Source organism: Leisingera sp. McT4-56 (genome assembly GCF_020514995.1).
In the GTDB taxonomy this organism is placed as follows: domain Bacteria; phylum Pseudomonadota; class Alphaproteobacteria; order Rhodobacterales; family Rhodobacteraceae; genus Leisingera; species Leisingera aquaemixtae_A.
Map to the genome: position 1 here is coordinate 23,275 of NZ_JAJALF010000020.1, position 15,910 is coordinate 39,184.

General features: G+C 63.9%; 15 protein-coding genes. 3 read left to right on the forward strand and 12 right to left on the reverse strand.

The window, feature by feature from the left end:
• The first annotated feature begins 47 nt into the window (after nucleotides 1–47).
• Complete coding sequence (locus LHL23_RS18370) at nucleotides 48–641, forward strand: TetR/AcrR family transcriptional regulator (RefSeq protein WP_226431007.1); 594 nt, start codon at nucleotides 48–50, stop codon at nucleotides 639–641.
• Here the strand turns inward: LHL23_RS18370 and LHL23_RS18375 are convergent.
• From LHL23_RS18375 to LHL23_RS18430, 12 genes are all read right to left on the reverse strand, one after another.
• Nucleotides 638–1,258 carry a LysE family translocator gene (locus tag LHL23_RS18375; protein WP_222476517.1) on the reverse strand — a complete coding sequence of 207 codons (621 nt, stop codon included), beginning with the start codon at nucleotides 1,256–1,258 and terminating at the stop codon, nucleotides 638–640. The two genes, LHL23_RS18370 and LHL23_RS18375, sit on opposite strands and share 4 nt — an antisense overlap.
• Nucleotides 1,255–2,352, reverse strand: coding sequence for a DNA replication/repair protein RecF (gene recF, locus LHL23_RS18380; protein WP_226431008.1), 1,098 nt, complete (start codon nucleotides 2,350–2,352; stop codon nucleotides 1,255–1,257). Before recF ends, LHL23_RS18375 begins: the two co-directional genes overlap by 4 nt.
• A 97-nt stretch (nucleotides 2,353–2,449) precedes the next feature.
• Nucleotides 2,450–3,571 carry a DNA polymerase III subunit beta gene (gene dnaN / locus LHL23_RS18385; RefSeq protein ID WP_065267974.1) on the reverse strand — a complete coding sequence of 374 codons (1,122 nt, stop codon included), beginning with the start codon at nucleotides 3,569–3,571 and terminating at the stop codon, nucleotides 2,450–2,452.
• 258 nt (nucleotides 3,572–3,829) lie between these two features.
• Nucleotides 3,830–6,280 (reverse strand): GcvT family protein, encoded by a 2,451-nt coding sequence (locus tag LHL23_RS18390; RefSeq protein WP_226431009.1) that lies wholly within the window; start codon nucleotides 6,278–6,280, stop codon nucleotides 3,830–3,832.
• Between the two features lie 83 nt (nucleotides 6,281–6,363).
• Complete coding sequence (locus LHL23_RS18395) at nucleotides 6,364–7,377, reverse strand: GlxA family transcriptional regulator (RefSeq protein WP_226431010.1); 1,014 nt, start codon at nucleotides 7,375–7,377, stop codon at nucleotides 6,364–6,366.
• An 18-nt stretch (nucleotides 7,378–7,395) separates the two neighbouring features.
• Nucleotides 7,396–8,292, reverse strand: a complete 897-nt coding sequence (locus LHL23_RS18400) for a homocysteine S-methyltransferase family protein (protein ID WP_226431011.1) — start codon at nucleotides 8,290–8,292, stop codon at nucleotides 7,396–7,398.
• Nucleotides 8,289–9,359, reverse strand: coding sequence for an alcohol dehydrogenase family protein (locus LHL23_RS18405; RefSeq protein WP_226431012.1), 1,071 nt, complete (start codon nucleotides 9,357–9,359; stop codon nucleotides 8,289–8,291). Before LHL23_RS18405 ends, LHL23_RS18400 begins: the two co-directional genes overlap by 4 nt.
• A gap of 45 nt (nucleotides 9,360–9,404) precedes the next feature.
• Nucleotides 9,405–11,852, reverse strand: coding sequence for a GcvT family protein (locus tag LHL23_RS18410; protein ID WP_226431013.1), 2,448 nt, complete (start codon nucleotides 11,850–11,852; stop codon nucleotides 9,405–9,407).
• 15 nt (nucleotides 11,853–11,867) lie between these two features.
• Nucleotides 11,868–12,239 (reverse strand): GFA family protein, encoded by a 372-nt coding sequence (locus LHL23_RS18415; RefSeq protein WP_222476529.1) that lies wholly within the window; start codon nucleotides 12,237–12,239, stop codon nucleotides 11,868–11,870.
• A 10-nt stretch (nucleotides 12,240–12,249) separates the two neighbouring features.
• Complete coding sequence (locus LHL23_RS18420) at nucleotides 12,250–12,819, reverse strand: helix-turn-helix domain-containing protein (RefSeq protein WP_226431014.1); 570 nt, start codon at nucleotides 12,817–12,819, stop codon at nucleotides 12,250–12,252.
• A gap of 201 nt (nucleotides 12,820–13,020) precedes the next feature.
• Nucleotides 13,021–13,476: a GAF domain-containing protein gene (locus LHL23_RS18425; RefSeq protein ID WP_226431015.1), complete on the reverse strand. Its 456-nt coding sequence runs from the start codon at nucleotides 13,474–13,476 to the stop codon at nucleotides 13,021–13,023.
• Nucleotides 13,477–13,569: 93 nt separating this feature from the next.
• A complete protein-coding gene (locus LHL23_RS18430) occupies nucleotides 13,570–14,742 on the reverse strand; it encodes an acetyl-CoA C-acyltransferase (protein ID WP_222476533.1) in 1,173 nt (390 codons plus the stop codon).
• Nucleotides 14,743–14,837: 95 nt separating this feature from the next.
• On the opposite strand from LHL23_RS18430, the gene LHL23_RS18435 reads away from it, so the two are divergent.
• A complete protein-coding gene (locus LHL23_RS18435; protein WP_226431016.1) occupies nucleotides 14,838–15,182 on the forward strand; it encodes an STAS domain-containing protein in 345 nt (114 codons plus the stop codon).
• Between the two features lie 35 nt (nucleotides 15,183–15,217).
• Nucleotides 15,218–15,667: an ATP-binding protein gene (locus LHL23_RS18440; RefSeq protein WP_222476535.1), complete on the forward strand. Its 450-nt coding sequence runs from the start codon at nucleotides 15,218–15,220 to the stop codon at nucleotides 15,665–15,667.
• The last annotated feature ends 243 nt before the right edge of the window (nucleotides 15,668–15,910 follow it).

Consider the following 15,910-nt stretch of genomic DNA (forward strand, 5'->3'; position numbering starts at 1 on the left):
ATTACAAAAGTGACCGTGGTCAATAAAAGAGATCTTGAGGCTGAGACATGACACGTGCACCGCAGAAACGGCGGCTGGAAACCAGGGCAAGACTGCTGGAGGTGGCAGCGGCCATCATACAGGAGCAGGGCTACAGCGGATTGCGGGTGGAGGATGTGGTCGCCCGCGCCGGTGTGGCCAAGGGCACCCTGTTTTCGCACTTCAAGGACAAGGACGGGCTGCTGGCCGTGCTGATCGGGGATGAGGTCATGCGCCTTCTGGACGGTATGGAGGCAGGTGGCGCCCCCCAGGATGCGGCAGAACTGACCGCCCGGCTGGCGCCGCATCTGGACTACGTCGGCCAGGACCGGGTGATCTTCGATCTGCTGCTGCGCTACTCCGGCACCACGGCGGCAGAACCGGACGAAGTGGTCACCGCAGGCTTCCTCCGCCAGGTTGCCCTGCTGACCCGCTGGCTGCAGCTTCTGCAGGCAGCAGGCCGGATCCGCCGCGATCAGCCGCCGGAACTGCTGGCCGAAGGCATTCAAGCTTTCCTGAACCACGTCCTGGGCGTGTGGTTCTGCATGGAACACGATGATGAAACGCCGCCCGCCAAGGCGCTGGCGCCATACCTTCAGGCCTGGCTGCAGCCCGCCCCCTAGGTGAACGGGATCACCAGCCCGACGCAGATAAGAAGCCCGCCGGAGACCAGGTTGATCCGCCGCCGGATCCGGGTGGATGTCACCGCGCGGCGCACGCGGTGCACCATCCCCGCCAGCGCCAGGTTGCCCAGAAGCGGCACCAGGAAGGACAGGGTGACGATCGCCGCCACGTCGCTCCAGGAGATGCCCGACAGGTCAAAGAACCCGGGCAGCACGCCCATGTAGAACAGGATCGCCTTGGGGTTTCCGAGGATCACCGCGATGCCAGCCATGAAGCCGGCCCAGATGCCGGGACGGGTCAGGGCGCGGTTTTCCTCCACCGCGTCGCCGGCATGGCGGATCAGCAGGTATCCCATCCCCAGGAACATCGCGCAGGCAACCCAGCGCAGCACGGTCATGATGCCCTCGAATTCCGAGACCACCCAGGACATGCCTGCCACCGCGATCAGTGGCCAGAAGATGTCACCGCAGGCGACGCCAACCGCCAGCGGCCAAGCCGCCGGGAACCCGCCGGAAACCGAGCGCGCCATCAGCGCCAGCCAGACCGGGCCGGGAGTAAGGAACAGGATCAGCAAGGCGCCGGCGTAGAGCGCCAGATCCCAAGGCGTCACGGTCATTTCCGGGAAACCTCCGACACACCTTCGGCTTCCGACACTTCCAGCACTTGCGCCCGGCCGCCCAGCTCCGCAAACAGCTCAGGGCCGGTGCCCGTCATCCAGGCTTGGGTTCCCAAGGCGCAAATCTCGTCATACAGCGCGGCGCGGCGTGCGGCATCCAGATGCGCTGCCACCTCATCCAGCAGCAGGATCGGCGGCGCGCCCTCGCGCTCGGCCAATGCCCGCGCATTGGCCAGGATCAGCGACACCAGCAGCGCCTTCTGCTCGCCGGTGGAGCAATCCCTGGCCGGGATGCCCTTGGCCCGGTAGGTGCCAATCAAATCCGTGCGGTGCGGCCCCACCAGGGTGCGGCCCGCCGCCAGATCTCGGAACCGGCTTTCTTCCAGCGCCTCTTTGAAATCAGCCTCCGAGGACGGCATGCTGCCCTCCGACTGCATCAATTCCAGTTCGGCAGCGGGAAAGGCTGTTTCCGCCTCCGCTTGTGCCTGCTGCAGAAGCTCCACCGCCTGCACCCGCGCGGCATGAATCCGGTGCCCGGCGGAGGCCATCCGGTCTTCCAGCACCTTGTACCAGGCAGCGTCGCGGATCTGTTCCTTCAGCAGCCGGTTACGCTCGCGCATCGCCTTTTCATAAGCCAGCGAGGCCTCGGCATGACCAGGCTCGAAACTGAGCGCGATCCGGTCCAGAAACCGCCGCCGCCCCTCGGCGGCTTCGATCCACAGCCGATCCATCGCCGGGATCAGCCAGACAACGCGCGCCACCTGCCCCAGCGCCAGCTGGCTCGCGGATTTGTTGTCGATCTTCACCTGACGCGCATTGCCGCCTTCGGACCAGGTTTCCACCTCATAGGTCTGCGAAGGCGTCCGCAGCTCGCCCTTCAGCTTCCAGCCCAGCATCTCCGGCTGGCGCGCCATCTCCGCTGCGCTGGCCCGGCGCAGGCCGCGGCCTGGGGAGAACAGCGACACCGCTTCCAGAATGTTGGTCTTGCCCGCGCCGTTGTTGCCGTAAATGGCCACCGGACGCCCGTCCAAATGCAATTCCGCCCGCAAATGCGAGCGGAAATGGGACAGGGTCAAGGCGGTCAGGGCCAGCACGCGGCGCGCTCCCTTTTCATCTTTCTAAAAATACTCGCGTCCCGCTGCCCGGCAGGCGGCCTTGCCGCCGAAAGGGGAGGCAGCGCCGTCAGGCGCGTCAGACCCGCATCGGCATCACGACGTAAACGGCGCTTTCGTCGTTGCCTTCACGCATCAGGGTCGGATCGCCGGAGGAGTTGAACATGAACACGGCGTTCTCGCGGTCCACCTGATTGGCGATTTCCAGCAGGTACTTTGCGTTAAAGCCGATTTCCAGCCGCTCGTCATTGTAGGCGACGGCCAGCTCTTCCTCGGCGGCGCCGCTGTCGGGTGCGTTCACCGACAGGATCAGGCGGTCCTCTTCCAGCTGCAGCTTCACCGCGCGGGAGCGTTCGGAGGAAACGGTGGCAACCCGGTCAACGGCCTGTGCGAACTCGGCAGCGTCCACTTCCAGACGGCGGGTGTTGCCGGCCGGGATCACGCGGGTGTAGTCGGGGAAGGTGCCGTCAATTACCTTCGACGTCAGGGTGATGTTCGGGGTGGCAAAGCGCACCTTGGTTTCCGAGACCGAGACCGCAATGTCCATGTCGTCATCATCCAGAAGCTTGCGCAGCTCGCCCACAGTCTTGCGCGGCACGATCACGCCGGGCATGTCCTCGGCACCCAGCGGCAGCTCGGCATCGATACGGGCCAAGCGGTGGCCGTCGGTGGCCACAGCGCGCAGCGCCTTGCCGCCTTCGGCACCGGCGGAGACGTGCAGGTAGACACCGTTCAGGTAATAGCGGGTCTCCTCGGTGGAGATCGCGAATTTCGACTTGTCGAACAGGCGGCGCAGCACGGCCGCCTTGGCGGCGAAGTTCGAGTGATATTCCGATGACGCCATCACCGGGAAATCCTCGCGCGGCAGGGTCGCCAGCGAGAAGTTGGAGCGCCCGGCCTCGACCGCCAGGCGGCCGGTTGCGGCGTCGGCGGTCAGGGTGACCAGCGCGCCGTCGGGCAGCTTGCGGACAATCTCGTGCAGGGTGGTGGCGGCCACGGTGGTGGCGCCGGCGCGCTCCACCTGCGCGGGGGCCTTGTCGACCACCTCGATATCCAGGTCGGTGGCGCGGAACTGGACGCTGTCGCCCTCGGCTTCGATCAGCACATTCGCCAGAATCGGAATGGTGTTGCGGCGCTCGACCACAGACTGCGCCTGGGCCACGGCCTTGAGAAGCGTGCCGCGTTCGATGCTGATCTTCATGTCCCAAATCCTCTTCGTCAGGCCCGTGTCAGTGGCCGGGACAAGCAACCTACCTGTTTACCCCTGCCGCACAAGGCTTTTTATGGATTTCTCCAAGGGATTTCCGGCGGGGTCAAGAGGGGCTGCGCGGCTGGGCCGCGAAACCGGGGCAAACGTTGCAGCAGAACCCGGCGCTGCCCCCGCAGAGACAAGTATGAAAAACGCCCCGGCGCTTTGTCCGGGGCGTGATACGGGCAGGTGATTGCACTGGAGAGGTGCTTAGGCCTTCACCCGCTCCGATTTCGGATCGTACATCGGCTTCAGCGAGGCCTCGGCCTTCACCTTCACGCCGCAGACGTCGATCTCGTAGGTGGAGCCCAGCACATCCGCTGCGCTTTCGCCCTCGCAGGGTACGTAGCCCATGCCGATGGCGGCACCCAAGGTGTGGCCGTAGTTGCCGGAGCTGAGATAGCCCACATATTTGCCGTCGCGGATGATCGGCTCGTTGTGGAACAGCAGCGGCTCGGGATCGGTCAGCTTGAACTGAACCATGCGGTTCTTGGGGCCGGTTTCCTTACGCTCCAGCACCGCGGCCTTGCCGATGAAGTCGTCCTTGCCGGCGGCGACCGCAAAGCCGAGGCCCGCGTCGATCACATTGTCCTCGCAGGTGATGTCGTGGCCGAAGTGGCGGAAGCCCTTCTCGATCCGGCAGCTGTCCATCATGTGCATGCCGCAGAGCTTGAGCCCCATATCCTGGCCCGCCTCCCAGAGGGTTTCGAAGGCATGGCCGGACATCTCTGCCGGGATATAGATTTCCCAGCCAAGCTCACCCACATAGGTCACCCGGTGCACACGGGCGAGGCCCATGCCCAGTTCGATCTCTTGCGCGGTGCCGAAGGGGTTCACCTCGTTGGAGAAATCATTGGGCGACACTTTCTGCAGCAGTTCGCGGGAGTTCGGACCCATCACTGCCAGCACGCCCTCGCCTGCGGTCACATCGGTGAGCACGACGTTGAAACCGCCCTTGTTGCGCATCATCCAGGTCTGGTCGGCGAGGCGGGTCACCGCCGGTGTCACCACCAGATAGACGGTCTCGCTCAGGCGGGTGACGGTCACATCCGCCTCGATCCCGCCGCGGGAGTTCAGGAACTGGGTGTAGACGATCTTGCCCGCGGGAACCGAGACATTGGCGCCGCAGATGTAGTTCAGGAACTTTTCCGCATCCGGGCCTTCGACGCGGATCTTGCCGAAGGAGGACATGTCGTACATGCCGACGTTTTCCCGCACAGTGCGATGTTCAGCGGCGGAGTTTTCGAACCAGTTCTGGCGCTTCCAGCTGTACTGGTACTCGCGCTCCTGGCCTTCGTTTGCAAACCAGTTGGCGCGCTCCCAGCCGCCGATTTCGCCAAAAACGGCGCCCTGTTCCTTGAGGTGGTAGTGGAACGGGGTGCGGCGCACGCCGCGGGCCGTGGCCTTCTGGCGGTAGGGGAAATGATCCGCATAAAGCAGGCCCAGGGTCTCTTTCGAACGCTCGAACAGGTAGTGCTTGTTGCCCTGGAACGGGTGCATGCGGGAGATGTCCACATCGCCGAGGTCAAACGGCTTCTGGCCGTCTTCCATCCACTGCGCCAGCGCCATGCCGGCGCCGCCTGCGGACTGAATGCCGATCGAGTTGAAGCCAGCGGCGACCCAGAAGTTGTCCATCTCCGGCGCCAGGCCGAGGTGGTAGGCGTCGTCCGGGGTAAAGGATTCCGGGCCGTTGAAGAAGGTGTGGATACCGGCCTCGGCCAGCATCGGCATACGGTTGCAGGCGGCCTCCAGGATCGGCTCGAAGTGGTCGAAGTCCTCGGGCAGCTGGTCGAACTCGAAGCTGTCGGGGATGCCCTTCATAGCCCAGGGCTTGGCGTTGGGTTCAAAGGCACCCAAAAGGATCTTGCCGGCGTCTTCCTTGTAATAGGCGCATTCGTCCGGCACCCGCAGCACCGGCATCTGGGTCAGGCCTTCGATGCCTTCGGTCACGATGTAGAAGTGCTCGCAGGCGTGCAGCGGCACGTTGACGCCTGCCATGCGGCCGACCTCATGCCCCCACATGCCGGCACAGTTCACCACCATGTCGGCTTCGATGTGGCCCTGGGACTGGCCATCATCGCTGACCCAGTCAACGCCGGTGACGCGGCGGCCGTTTTTGGAGATGCCGGTGACCTTGATCCGCTCCTTGACCAGCGCGCCGCGCTGGCGGGCGCCTTTGGCCAGGGCCAGCGCGATGTTGGCCGGATCGCCCTGCCCGTCCTTCGGCAGCCATACGCCGGCGGTCACGTCGCCCACATTCAAGTGCTCGTAGCGGGCTTTGACTTCCTCGGGAGAGATTTCCTCAACTTCGACACCAAACGCGCGCGCCATGGCGGCCTGGCGGAAGATCTCTTCCTTGCGCTCTTCGGTCAGGGCCACGGTGATCGAGCCGCAACGCTTGAAGCCGGTGGCGACGCCGGTTTCCTCCTCCAGCGAGCCGTAGAGCTCCTGGCTGTATTTTGCCAGTTTGGTCATGTTGGCAGTGGCACGCAACTGGGCGATCAGGCCCGCGGCGTGCCAGGTGGTGCCGGAGGTCAGCTGCTTGCGCTCCAGCAGAACCACATCCTTCCAGCCGAGCTTGGTCAGGTGGTAGGCCACCGAGCAGCCGATCACACCGCCGCCGATAATCACCGCGCGGGCCTTGTTGGGAAGATCGCTCATATCATCGCTCCTGAATGAGAGTTTGCGCCTGATTATCATGAATAGGCGGCGCAAAATGCATCAAAAACGCCAGACTCCCGAGGCTATTCTCCGACCTTGAGGATTTTTTCCGGGCTGTCCTCGCCCAGTCGGCGGCGCTTGCGCAGAGCAAAGGGCGTGATGCCAAAGAAGCTCTTGTAAAGGCTGGAGAATCCGTTCGGAAAGCCGCAGGCAAGACCGATCTCGCGGACGCTCATGGTGGTATTGAGCAGGAGATTGTTGGCCTTGGAGAGCCGCATTTCCCGGTAAAACCCATTGGGAGTGGTTCCCAGGAAGGTCCGGAACTTGCGCTCCAGAGAGCGGGTGGAAATGCCCAGTTCATCGACGATGTCGCTGATCGGCACCGGCTCCTCGATGTTGTCCTGCATGATGCGGATGCAATGGTCCAGGTCGCTGTCACCGGTGATCGTCGGCTTGGCGCCGGCAAAGGGCTGCAGCGAGGAGAAGTCGCGCACCTGTTCGTGCAGCATGATGTTGCCCACGGTCATCTGTGCCGCCGCAGAGGTGAGCCTGCCGACCAGCGCCAGGATGATGTCGACAGTGGACCCCATGCCGGCGCAGGTCACAACCGGCCCGTCCTCGCTGGCCAGCGCATGGCTGGAATCATTCAATCCCATCCGCTCGCGCAGCAGGGCGGAGTTTTCCCAATGGGTCGTCAGCCGCCCGGCGGCGCCGCCCTGGTCGCGGATATAGCGGGCAGCGGCCTCCGCCAGAAGATAGACCTTGATATCGCGGCAGGTGTAGCTGGAAATCACCCGTCCGAGACTAAGGCCAGGATGATCCGGGTCCGAGTTGCCAAGGAAGAAGGCGAAATCCGCGTCCGGTTTGGCCGCGAAGGGTTCAGTATCCACGCTGAGACCCGCCCGGCAACCCACCCGGCCGCCCTGCAGAGAGCGGACGGTCCATTTGAACGGCGGCTGGGCCAGCACACGGTTGGCGATCCGCAGCACCTCGAGGATTGCGGACATTTCGATCAGCACAAAACCTTCGGTGACGATGATGTCGATGTGCCAGACCCGGGCCGGGTCTGCCGCTTTCAGTTTTTCCGGAGCTGCCATGCTGATCCCCTCCCCTGGTCAGACGATCCGATGCCCGGCCGCGCGCAAGCAGCGGGCCAGTTCGGCAATATGGTCCGGGCCGACTTCGCAGCAGCCGCCGACGATGGTAGCGCCTTGGGCAACCCAGCCCATGGCAAATTCCGCGTAGGCCCTGGGCCTCAGATCCTGGCGCTGCTCCAGCGCGTCCACGGTCGGGGCATCCTGCAGGAAGCCCTCGGATATCCGGGTGAAGCCGTTGGCATAAGCGCCGAAGGGCTTGCCGAAGCTCTTCACGATTTCCAGGCCTGCGCCGACGACCTCGGGGCGCGAACAGTTGAGCAGAACCGCCTCCGGCTGGAATTCCTCAACCACCGCCGCGAGGTCTGCCAGCGGCTCGCCAGAGCGCAGCAGCGTTCCGTCCTCATCAGAAACTGAAGCTGCCAGCCACACCGGTTTGACCGTGCCGGCGCAGCCGAGCAAGGCGCCCCTGGCTTGTTCGACCGAGGACACGGTTTCGATCAGGAACAGATCCGCCTGCGGCTCCAGCAGCTGGACAAGCTCCGCATAGACAGGTGCGGCCTCCTGGTGCGGCGGGCAGATGTCCGGGCGGTAAGATGCAATCAGCGGCCCAAGCGCAGCAGCAACGCGGCCCGATCCGTGGGCGTCCCGTGCAGCGGTTGCCTGTGCAGCGGCCTTGGCCAGCAATTCTTCGAAATGCTCCTCGATCCCGGCGCGGGCCAAACGGTCGCGCAGCACCGCATAGGTGTTCATGGTGGCAATTGTGGCCCCGGCAGCAAAGTAGTCGGCATGAATGCCGCCAACCACACTCGGCTTTTCGATCATCACGGAGGTTGACCACAGAGGCGTTGCCCGGTCGCCGGACCGTTTGACGACCTCCTGCCCGATCGAGCCGTCAAGGAGGATGATTTCTGTCATGGGGCCTCCTGCGGGGGAATCAGGACCAGTTTGCCCGGAAACGCCTTGCTCATGAAATCGGCTTGCGCCCGGGCGATGCCCTGCAGGGGGTAGGTTGCCGAGACCAAGGGGCGGATTGCGCCGGAATTTATCAGCTCCACCAGTTCGGCAAAGACCGCACGCGGGGAGAAGGTGCAGCCGTGGATGGTGATGTCGCGCAGGTAAATCTCGCGCAGGTCCGCTGTGACGATCGGGCCGGCAATGGCGCCGGAGACCGCGTAGTGCCCGCCGGGCCGCAGCGCCTGTATCAGCGCGGGCCAGGCCGGGCCGCCGACCACGTCGATGACGGCATCGAAACTGCCCGGTTCTGGGGATTCCCCGCGGCCGATGATGCTGCCCGCCCCCATCGCGGTCACCGCCTCCGCCTTGGCGGGCGATGTCTGGCCGGTCACTTGCGCACCAAGATGGGCCGCCAGCTGCACCGCACCCAGCCCGACCCCGCCGGAAGCGCCAGTCACCAGCACCCGCTGGCCGCCAGAGACACCGGCCCGGTGCAGCAGGTTCCAGGCGGTTCCATAGGCACAGGGCATGGCCGCAATCTCGGTATCTGACAGGGGAGAGGCGCTGACGTCGAACAGCTCTGCCGCGTCAGTCAGGCAGTATTGCGCGAAAGCACCGTCAAGCTCTGACCCCAGGGCGACAAAGGCCACTGGGTTGTCCGGCTGCGGCCGGGGAATATTGATCTGGCTGGTGACCCGCTGCCCCACGCGGATGCCACCGGCACCAGGGCCGGTCTGAACCACCACGCCGCACAGGTCGCCGCCTTGGATGCGGGGGAAGCTCAGGGCGCCGCCCCAGCCGCCGGCCTCGACCTCTGCGTCATCGCCGACCGCATCGGTGGCCCCCGTCACATCTGACGAATACCAGCCGATCCGGGTGTTGATGTCGGTGTTGTTGACGCCGGCCGCCAGAACCTTGACCAGCACCTGCCCCGGCCCAGGGACCGGAACAGGAATATCTTCACGCCATTCGAGCGCATCCGGCCCGCCATGCCGGGTCAAACAGACGCCTTTCATCATCTGGGCCATCGCTGAAGCCTCCTGAATTAAGCGTGACGGGCCGACCGTAGCACATCAGGCGCGCAGGCGCTCGTTGGCCGGATCCCACAGCGGTTCGTCTTTCTGAACCACCGCGCGGCACTTCTCGCCGTAAATTTCCACCTCAAGCTCGGTGCCCGGAACGGCCAGCTCAGGGCGCACCATGCCCAGCGCGATGGAGGCGTTCACGCGGTAGCCCCAATCGCCGGAGGTGGTTTCGCCCACGATCTCGCCATCTTTCCAGATGCAGGACATGTAAGGCGCGTCTGCCTCGCCAGCTTCGACAATCAGGGTCACAAAGGACTTCTTCGCGCCCTGCTGCTTTTCGTTCTGGATCGCGGCCTTGCCCGGGAAATCCTGCGGCTTATCCAGTTTGACGAACCGCTCCAGCCCGCCTTCCAGCAGCGAGTAGTCGGTGCTGAGGTCGCCCTTCCAGGTGCGGTAGCCCTTCTCGATGCGCAGGGAATTCAGTGCATACATGCCGAACGGCTTGGCACCGCCTGTGAGCAAGGCATCATAAATTGCCGGCTGGTGCTCGTTGGCACAGTGCACCTCCCAGCCCAGCTCGCCGGCAAAGGACACCCGCGCCAGGAAGGCGGGTTTGCCCGCGACGGTGGCTTCCTGGTGGGTCAGCCAGCCAAGCGACAGGTCGGCGTCGGAAATACCTGCAAACAGCTCACGCGATTTCGGACCGGTGACGATCATGGTCGCGAACTCGGTGGTGCGGTCGGTCAGGGTCAGGCCTGCGGGCAGCGCCTTCTTCAGGATCTCGAAGTCGTGCCACTGGGCCGAGCCTGCGGTGATCATGGTGAAGTGGTCTTCGCCATGACGGACACAGGACATCTCGGTCAGGATACGGCCCCGGTCGTCCGAGAAGTAAACGAGGTTCATCCGGCCCACTTTTGGCAGGCCGCCGGTCACCAGGCCGCGCAGGAATTCCGCGGAGCCTTCGCCTTCGAGGTTGAAGCGGGAGAAGCCCGGCAGGTCCAGCACGCCGACGCCGTCGCGGACCGCTTCGCATTCTTCCTGGATGCGCTGCTGCCACGGGCCGGAGCGGCCCCAGGTGTGGGTGGCTTCCTCGGAGGTGTCGTCACCCGGCTGTGCGAACCAGTTGGCGCGTTCCCAGCCGTTATAGGCGCCCATCACGCCGCCCAGTTCTTTGATTTTAGCATGGACCTGGCTGACCTTCTTGTCGCGCGCGGCCGGCCACTCGTGGTGCGGGAAATGCATGGAGTATTCGTTGCCGTAAACTTCCATGCCTTTCTGGTTGCAGTAGTCCTGGTCGGTGTAGTCGGTGTAGCGGCGCGGATCGACGGCCCACATATCCCACTCGGTGTGGCCATCGACGATCCATTCGGCCAGCACCTTGCCTGCACCGCCGCCCTGGGCAATGCCGAAGGTGAAGCTGTGGGCCTCAAACGCGTTTTTCACACCCGGCATCGGGCCGATCATCGGCAGGCCATCGGGGGCGTAGGGGATCGGGCCGTTGATCACGCTGGAGACACCGGAGGACGCCATCAGCGGCACCCGTTCCATCGCATCGGTCACGATATCCTCGATCCGGTCCAGATCTTCCTGCCACAGCTGGAACGAGAAGTCCTCGGGCATCGGATCGTCTTCGGTCAGCCAGTGGCCTTTGCAGTTCGGCTCATAAGGGCCGAGATTGTAGCCGTGCTTTTCCTGACGCAGGTAGTAAGACACATCCACGTCGCGGATCAGGGGCAGCTTGCCACCGTGTTCCTTCGACCAGGCTTCGACCTCGGGGATCTGTTCGGTCAGCAGATACTGGTGCTCCATCACCATGGCAGGCACGGTACGGCCGCCGTAGGGCTTGAACATCTCGCCCACGCGCTGCGCGTAGTAACCGGCGGCATTCACCACATAGTCACAGTCGATGCCGCCCTTCTCGGTGTGCACGGTCCAGGTGCCGTCTTCGTGCTGGGTCACACCGGTCGCCGGAGTGAAACGCAGAATCTTTGCGCCCATGTCGCGCGCACCCTTGGCCAGGGCCTGGGTCAGCTGTGCCGGGTCGATGTCGCCATCGGTCGGGTCATAGAGAACCCCTGCCAGGTCATGGGTCTCTAGAAACGGATAGTGCTCCTTGGTTTCTTCCGGGGTCCACATCTCCATCGGGATACCCTGATAGCGGCCCATGGACATGGCGCGTTCGAATTCCTGCATCCGCTCTTTGGTGTGTGCAAGGCGGATCGAGCCCGAAACATGGTAGTTCATCGGGTAGTCGACCTCTTCGGCCAAGCCTGAATAAAGCTCGGTCGAGTAGCGCTGCATGTTCATGATCGCCCAGGACGTCGAGAAAGTCGGCACATTGCCGGCCGCGTGCCAGGTCGAGCCAGCAGTCAGCTCGTTCTTCTCCAGAAGCACACAATCGGTCCAGCCTTTCTTGGCCAGATGATAAAGCGATGAGCAGCCGACGACGCCGCCGCCGATGATGACCACACGGGCCTTGGATGGAAAATCAGACATGTTCGCTCCCTAGTCTCAGTCTTCTTGCGGCACGCCGTCCGCAATCCGGTAGTAGTCGCCCTTGGAGGCGGTAAAGATGTGCTTTTCGACGCTGAGACCGGTGTTCCCGTCGACAGCGCCCAAAGCGAAACTGGTGGTGTCTTCCCCCGTCCCCTTCCAGAACAGGAAGGAGCCGCAGCGCGGGCAGCTGCCGCGCTTGGCCTGCGGCGTTGCCTCGAACCAGCTCACCGGACCGGTGATGGCAAGCTCCTCGTCGCGCACCTGCGCAGAGGCCCAGATGCCGCCCGACTGCTTGCGGCACTGGCTGCAATGGCACATCGAGGCATTCTGCGGTTTGGCCGCGGTTTCAAAACGGATATCGCCGCAGAGACAGGATCCCTTGATCATCGTCTTCCTCCTAGTAGACCGGCGGCGCGATCACCCAGACGGCCACCGCGGGCTCGTCGTACGGGTTCGACCATTGATACGGCTCATGCTTGATCCGGAAGCTGTCGCCAGGACCGGCAGTAAAGCTGCGGCCACCGATCAGCAGGTCCAGCCTGCCCGAGATCATGTAGCCGACCTCCTGTGTCGGCCGGTTGGCCGGCGTCTGCATCCGCGATTTGGGCTGAAAGGTGGAATGCACCATCTCGAAATCGTCGGTCAGGTCCGGCGACAGCAGTTCTTCGATCAGCCCTTCCTCGCCGGAGCCCATCGGCCGACGGGAGCCGGCACGCACAATATACCCATGTTCATCTGCCGGGGCGCCGGAGTGGGCAAACAGCATCGACATCGGCACGCCCAGCGCCTCGGCAATCTGCCGCAGGTCGGAGATCGAGGGCTCGGACATGTCGCGCTCTACCTGGCTCAGCCAGCCGACCGAGCGGTTCAGCATCGCGGCAATATCCGACAGGGTCAGCCCGCGCGCCTTGCGCAAGGCCCGGATATCCGCCCCCAGTGTCGCCGTTGCCACCGTCTGATCGTTCACCGGCCCTCTCCCCGCTTCGTGAAAAAATCCTCTCGTTTTTCACGATGGACCGAGTTCGTGAAATTTCCAAGCATTTTTTCACGAACCGGAAGGATGCCATGAAAAAACCCAGCGCCTTCAGGCGCCGGGCGGCTTTTTTTCTGGTCTACAGCCCCTTGGGATAAGGCCGCGAGGCCGGAGGCAAAGCCTTAGACATGCGAATCAGCCGCGGCTGAACACCTGCCGCAGGATTGCCTCAAGCTGGTCAGCGTCTTCCTGGGTGAAGGCATCGGGCTGGTCGCTGTCGATGTCAAACACCCCGATCAGCCCCCCGGCGCCGTTCCAAACCGGCAGCACCAGTTCCGAGCGGGTGGAGGAGGCACAGGCGATATGGCCCGGGAAGGCATCGACATCCGGCACCAGCTGCGCCTGGCCGGTACGCGCGGCGGCGCCGCAAACGCCGCGGGAGAAAGGGATCTGCAGGCAGCCATGGCCGCCCTGATAGGGCCCGATCTTCAGAAGCTCTGGCGCAACCGCGCGGTAGAAGCCGGTCCAGTTGAAGCGGCCGTCCGCGTGGTGAACCTCGCAGGCCACGGTGGCCATCAGCGCCACCTCATCTGTTTCGCCTTCGGTCAGCGCCGCGATGGTCTTGGCCAGGGTTTCGTAATCAACCTGCATGTGCAGCTCTCCTGAAACGTATTGAGGGGGCTGTCTGCCCCCTCTTGACCTCACGGTCAATTCACCCCCGAGAGTATTTCTCAAAGGTGAAGATCACACCCGCTCGATCGCAATGGCCGTGCCTTCACCGCCGCCGATGCAAATCGCGGCAACGCCGCGTTTCAGGCCGCGCTTTTCCAGCGCGTTCAGCAGGGTGACCATGATCCGCGCGCCGGAAGCGCCGATCGGGTGGCCCAGCGCGCAGGCGCCGCCGTTCACGTTCACCTTGTCGCGCGAGATGCCCATTTCATGCATGAAGGCCATCGGCACCACGGCAAAGGCCTCGTTCACTTCCCACAGATCGACGTCCTCGACGGTCCAGCCGATGGACTTTAGCAGCTTCTGGGCGGCCGGCACCGGTGCGGTGGTGAACCAGCCCGGCGCCTGGGCATGGCTGGCGTGGCCGAGAACGCGGGCGCGGACCTTCAGGCCCTGCGCCTCGGCCGCCTCGGCAGAGGCCAGGAGCAGCGCCGCGGCACCGTCGGAAATGGAAGACGCATTGGCTGCGGTCACAGTGCCATCCTTGCGGAAAGCCGGTTTCAGCGTCGGGATCTTTTCCGGGCGCGCCGATTTCGGCTGCTCATCCGCATCCGTCACCACTTCGCCCTTGCGAGTCTTCACGGTCACTGGCGCGATTTCACCGTCAAAGGCGCCGCTTTCCTGCGCTTCCAGCGCGTTGGACAGGGACTTCAGCGCGTATTCGTCCTGGGCTTCGCGGGTGAACTGGTACTTTTCGGCGCAGTCCTCGGCAAAAGTGCCCATCAGACGGCCCTTGTCATAGGCGTCTTCCAGCCCGTCCAGGAACATGTGGTCGATCACCTGGCCGTGGCCGATACGGGCGCCGCCGCGCATCTTGGGCAGCATGTAGGGCGCGTTGGTCATGCTTTCCATGCCGCCGGCAATCATCGTGTCCGCGTGGCCCAGGGCAATCTGGTCGAAGGCGATCATTGCCGCCTTCATGCCGGAGCCGCACATCTTGTTGAGCGTGGTGGCCGGCACCTCTTCACCCAGGCCGGCAGCGAACCCAGCCTGGCGTGCGGGGGCCTGGCCCTGGCCCGCGGGCAGGACGCAGCCCATCAGGACCTCGTCAGCCGTGGCGGATCCGGCCTGCTGCAAAGCTGCCCGGATTGCCGCGCCGCCCAGCTCTGCAGCCGTCACCCCGTCATACATGCCCTGGAATCCGCCCATCGGCGTCCGGGCTGCTCCGGCGATAACAACGTCTTTCATGCAATTTTCCTCCAATCGTCGAAATATTACCTACAGAATAGTAAGGTTTGCGGTCTAGAGTGCTGCGTAATGACGTTACATCCCGGGGGACTAAAATGAGCCTGACGACCACCATGACGGGCGATGCGCAAATCGTCAAAGTCAATGCCGAACGCATTGATGCCGCCATGGCCATCCAATTCAAGGAAGACATGCGCACGGAAACGGAAAGCGGTCCGGAGCGCGTGATTCTGGACCTGTCCGAAGTACAGTTCATTGATTCCAGCGGGCTTGGCGCGATTGTCGCCGCAATGAAGCAGCTGGGCGGGGGCCGCAGGCTGGACCTGGCCGGTTTGACTCCGATGGTGGAAAAGGTGTTCCGGCTGACCCGGATGGACACGGTCTTCAATCTCTACAGTTCCCTGAGTGAAGCAACCGCGCCGGCTGGCGCGAATTCCTGAAGACGACTGCGCTGGCGGCGCAAAGCGAGAATTTGATGGTAAAAACCTTTGCCTGCTCGTTCACGGCCACGAATCTGGATGCCCGTAACGGCATCGCGTCTGTCGTGGAACACTTGCGGTCCCTGGGTCTCCAGGCGGCCCGCGTGGACGAGGTGCAAATTGCCCTGACCGAAGCCGTGAACAACGTGGTCGAGCATGCTTACGAGGGCAAGCCCCCGGGAGATGTCCGGATTCGCGCAGAGCTGTCTCCTGAGCGCCTATGGATCAGCATTCAGGACGCAGGCGCCCCGTTTCCGAACGGCGAACTGCCGGAAGGCAAGCCTGCCGATGTCACTGTTCCCGCCGACAGCCTGCCCGAGGGCGGCTTTGGCTGGTTCCTGATCCGCGAATTGGCAAGCCAGGTCCAATATGAGCGCGCGGAAGGCAGCAACAACCTTTCCCTCTGCTTCGAAATCCAAGTCACGAGCCCGCCTGCCCAAGTCTGATCCGGCTGGCGGCGCTGCGTCTCCGGCAGCTGGTTTTGCTGCATTTTAACGCTTCGCCACAATTGCGCCCTATTCCCGGCCAACCACGGCCCAACAGATATGCGAAACCTTACCTGTAGCTGAAACGAGCTTCCCCTGGTGCCGTGTATCTTTGCCCCCACCAGTGCACGGCACCGGGGACACCTGTTTCAGCCCGCCTCCTCCTCCGCTTCAGGCCATGACGCCCCGTTCCAGCCGGGCTGC

Bases quoted from the DNA above. Each gene is read 5' to 3' on its own strand.
- LHL23_RS18390 (WP_226431009.1), bottom strand. From the start codon at position 6,280: ATGAGCGATCTTCCCAACAAGGCCCGCGCGGTGATTATCGGCGGCGGT.
- dnaN (WP_065267974.1), bottom strand. From the start codon at position 3,571: ATGAAGATCAGCATCGAACGCGGCACGCTTCTCAAGGCCGTGGCCCAG.
- LHL23_RS18400 (WP_226431011.1), bottom strand. From the start codon at position 8,292: ATGACAGAAATCATCCTCCTTGACGGCTCGATCGGGCAGGAGGTCGTC.
- LHL23_RS18440 (WP_222476535.1), top strand. From the start codon at position 15,218: ATGGTAAAAACCTTTGCCTGCTCGTTCACGGCCACGAATCTGGATGCC.
- LHL23_RS18405 (WP_226431012.1), bottom strand. From the start codon at position 9,359: ATGGCCCAGATGATGAAAGGCGTCTGTTTGACCCGGCATGGCGGGCCG.
- LHL23_RS18425 (WP_226431015.1), bottom strand. From the start codon at position 13,476: ATGCAGGTTGATTACGAAACCCTGGCCAAGACCATCGCGGCGCTGACC.
- LHL23_RS18415 (WP_222476529.1), bottom strand. From the start codon at position 12,239: ATGATCAAGGGATCCTGTCTCTGCGGCGATATCCGTTTTGAAACCGCG.
- LHL23_RS18435 (WP_226431016.1), top strand. From the start codon at position 14,838: ATGAGCCTGACGACCACCATGACGGGCGATGCGCAAATCGTCAAAGTC.
- LHL23_RS18430 (WP_222476533.1), bottom strand. From the start codon at position 14,742: ATGAAAGACGTTGTTATCGCCGGAGCAGCCCGGACGCCGATGGGCGGA.
- LHL23_RS18395 (WP_226431010.1), bottom strand. From the start codon at position 7,377: ATGGCAGCTCCGGAAAAACTGAAAGCGGCAGACCCGGCCCGGGTCTGG.
- LHL23_RS18375 (WP_222476517.1), bottom strand. From the start codon at position 1,258: ATGACCGTGACGCCTTGGGATCTGGCGCTCTACGCCGGCGCCTTGCTG.
- LHL23_RS18370 (WP_226431007.1), top strand. From the start codon at position 48: ATGACACGTGCACCGCAGAAACGGCGGCTGGAAACCAGGGCAAGACTG.
- LHL23_RS18410 (WP_226431013.1), bottom strand. From the start codon at position 11,852: ATGTCTGATTTTCCATCCAAGGCCCGTGTGGTCATCATCGGCGGCGGC.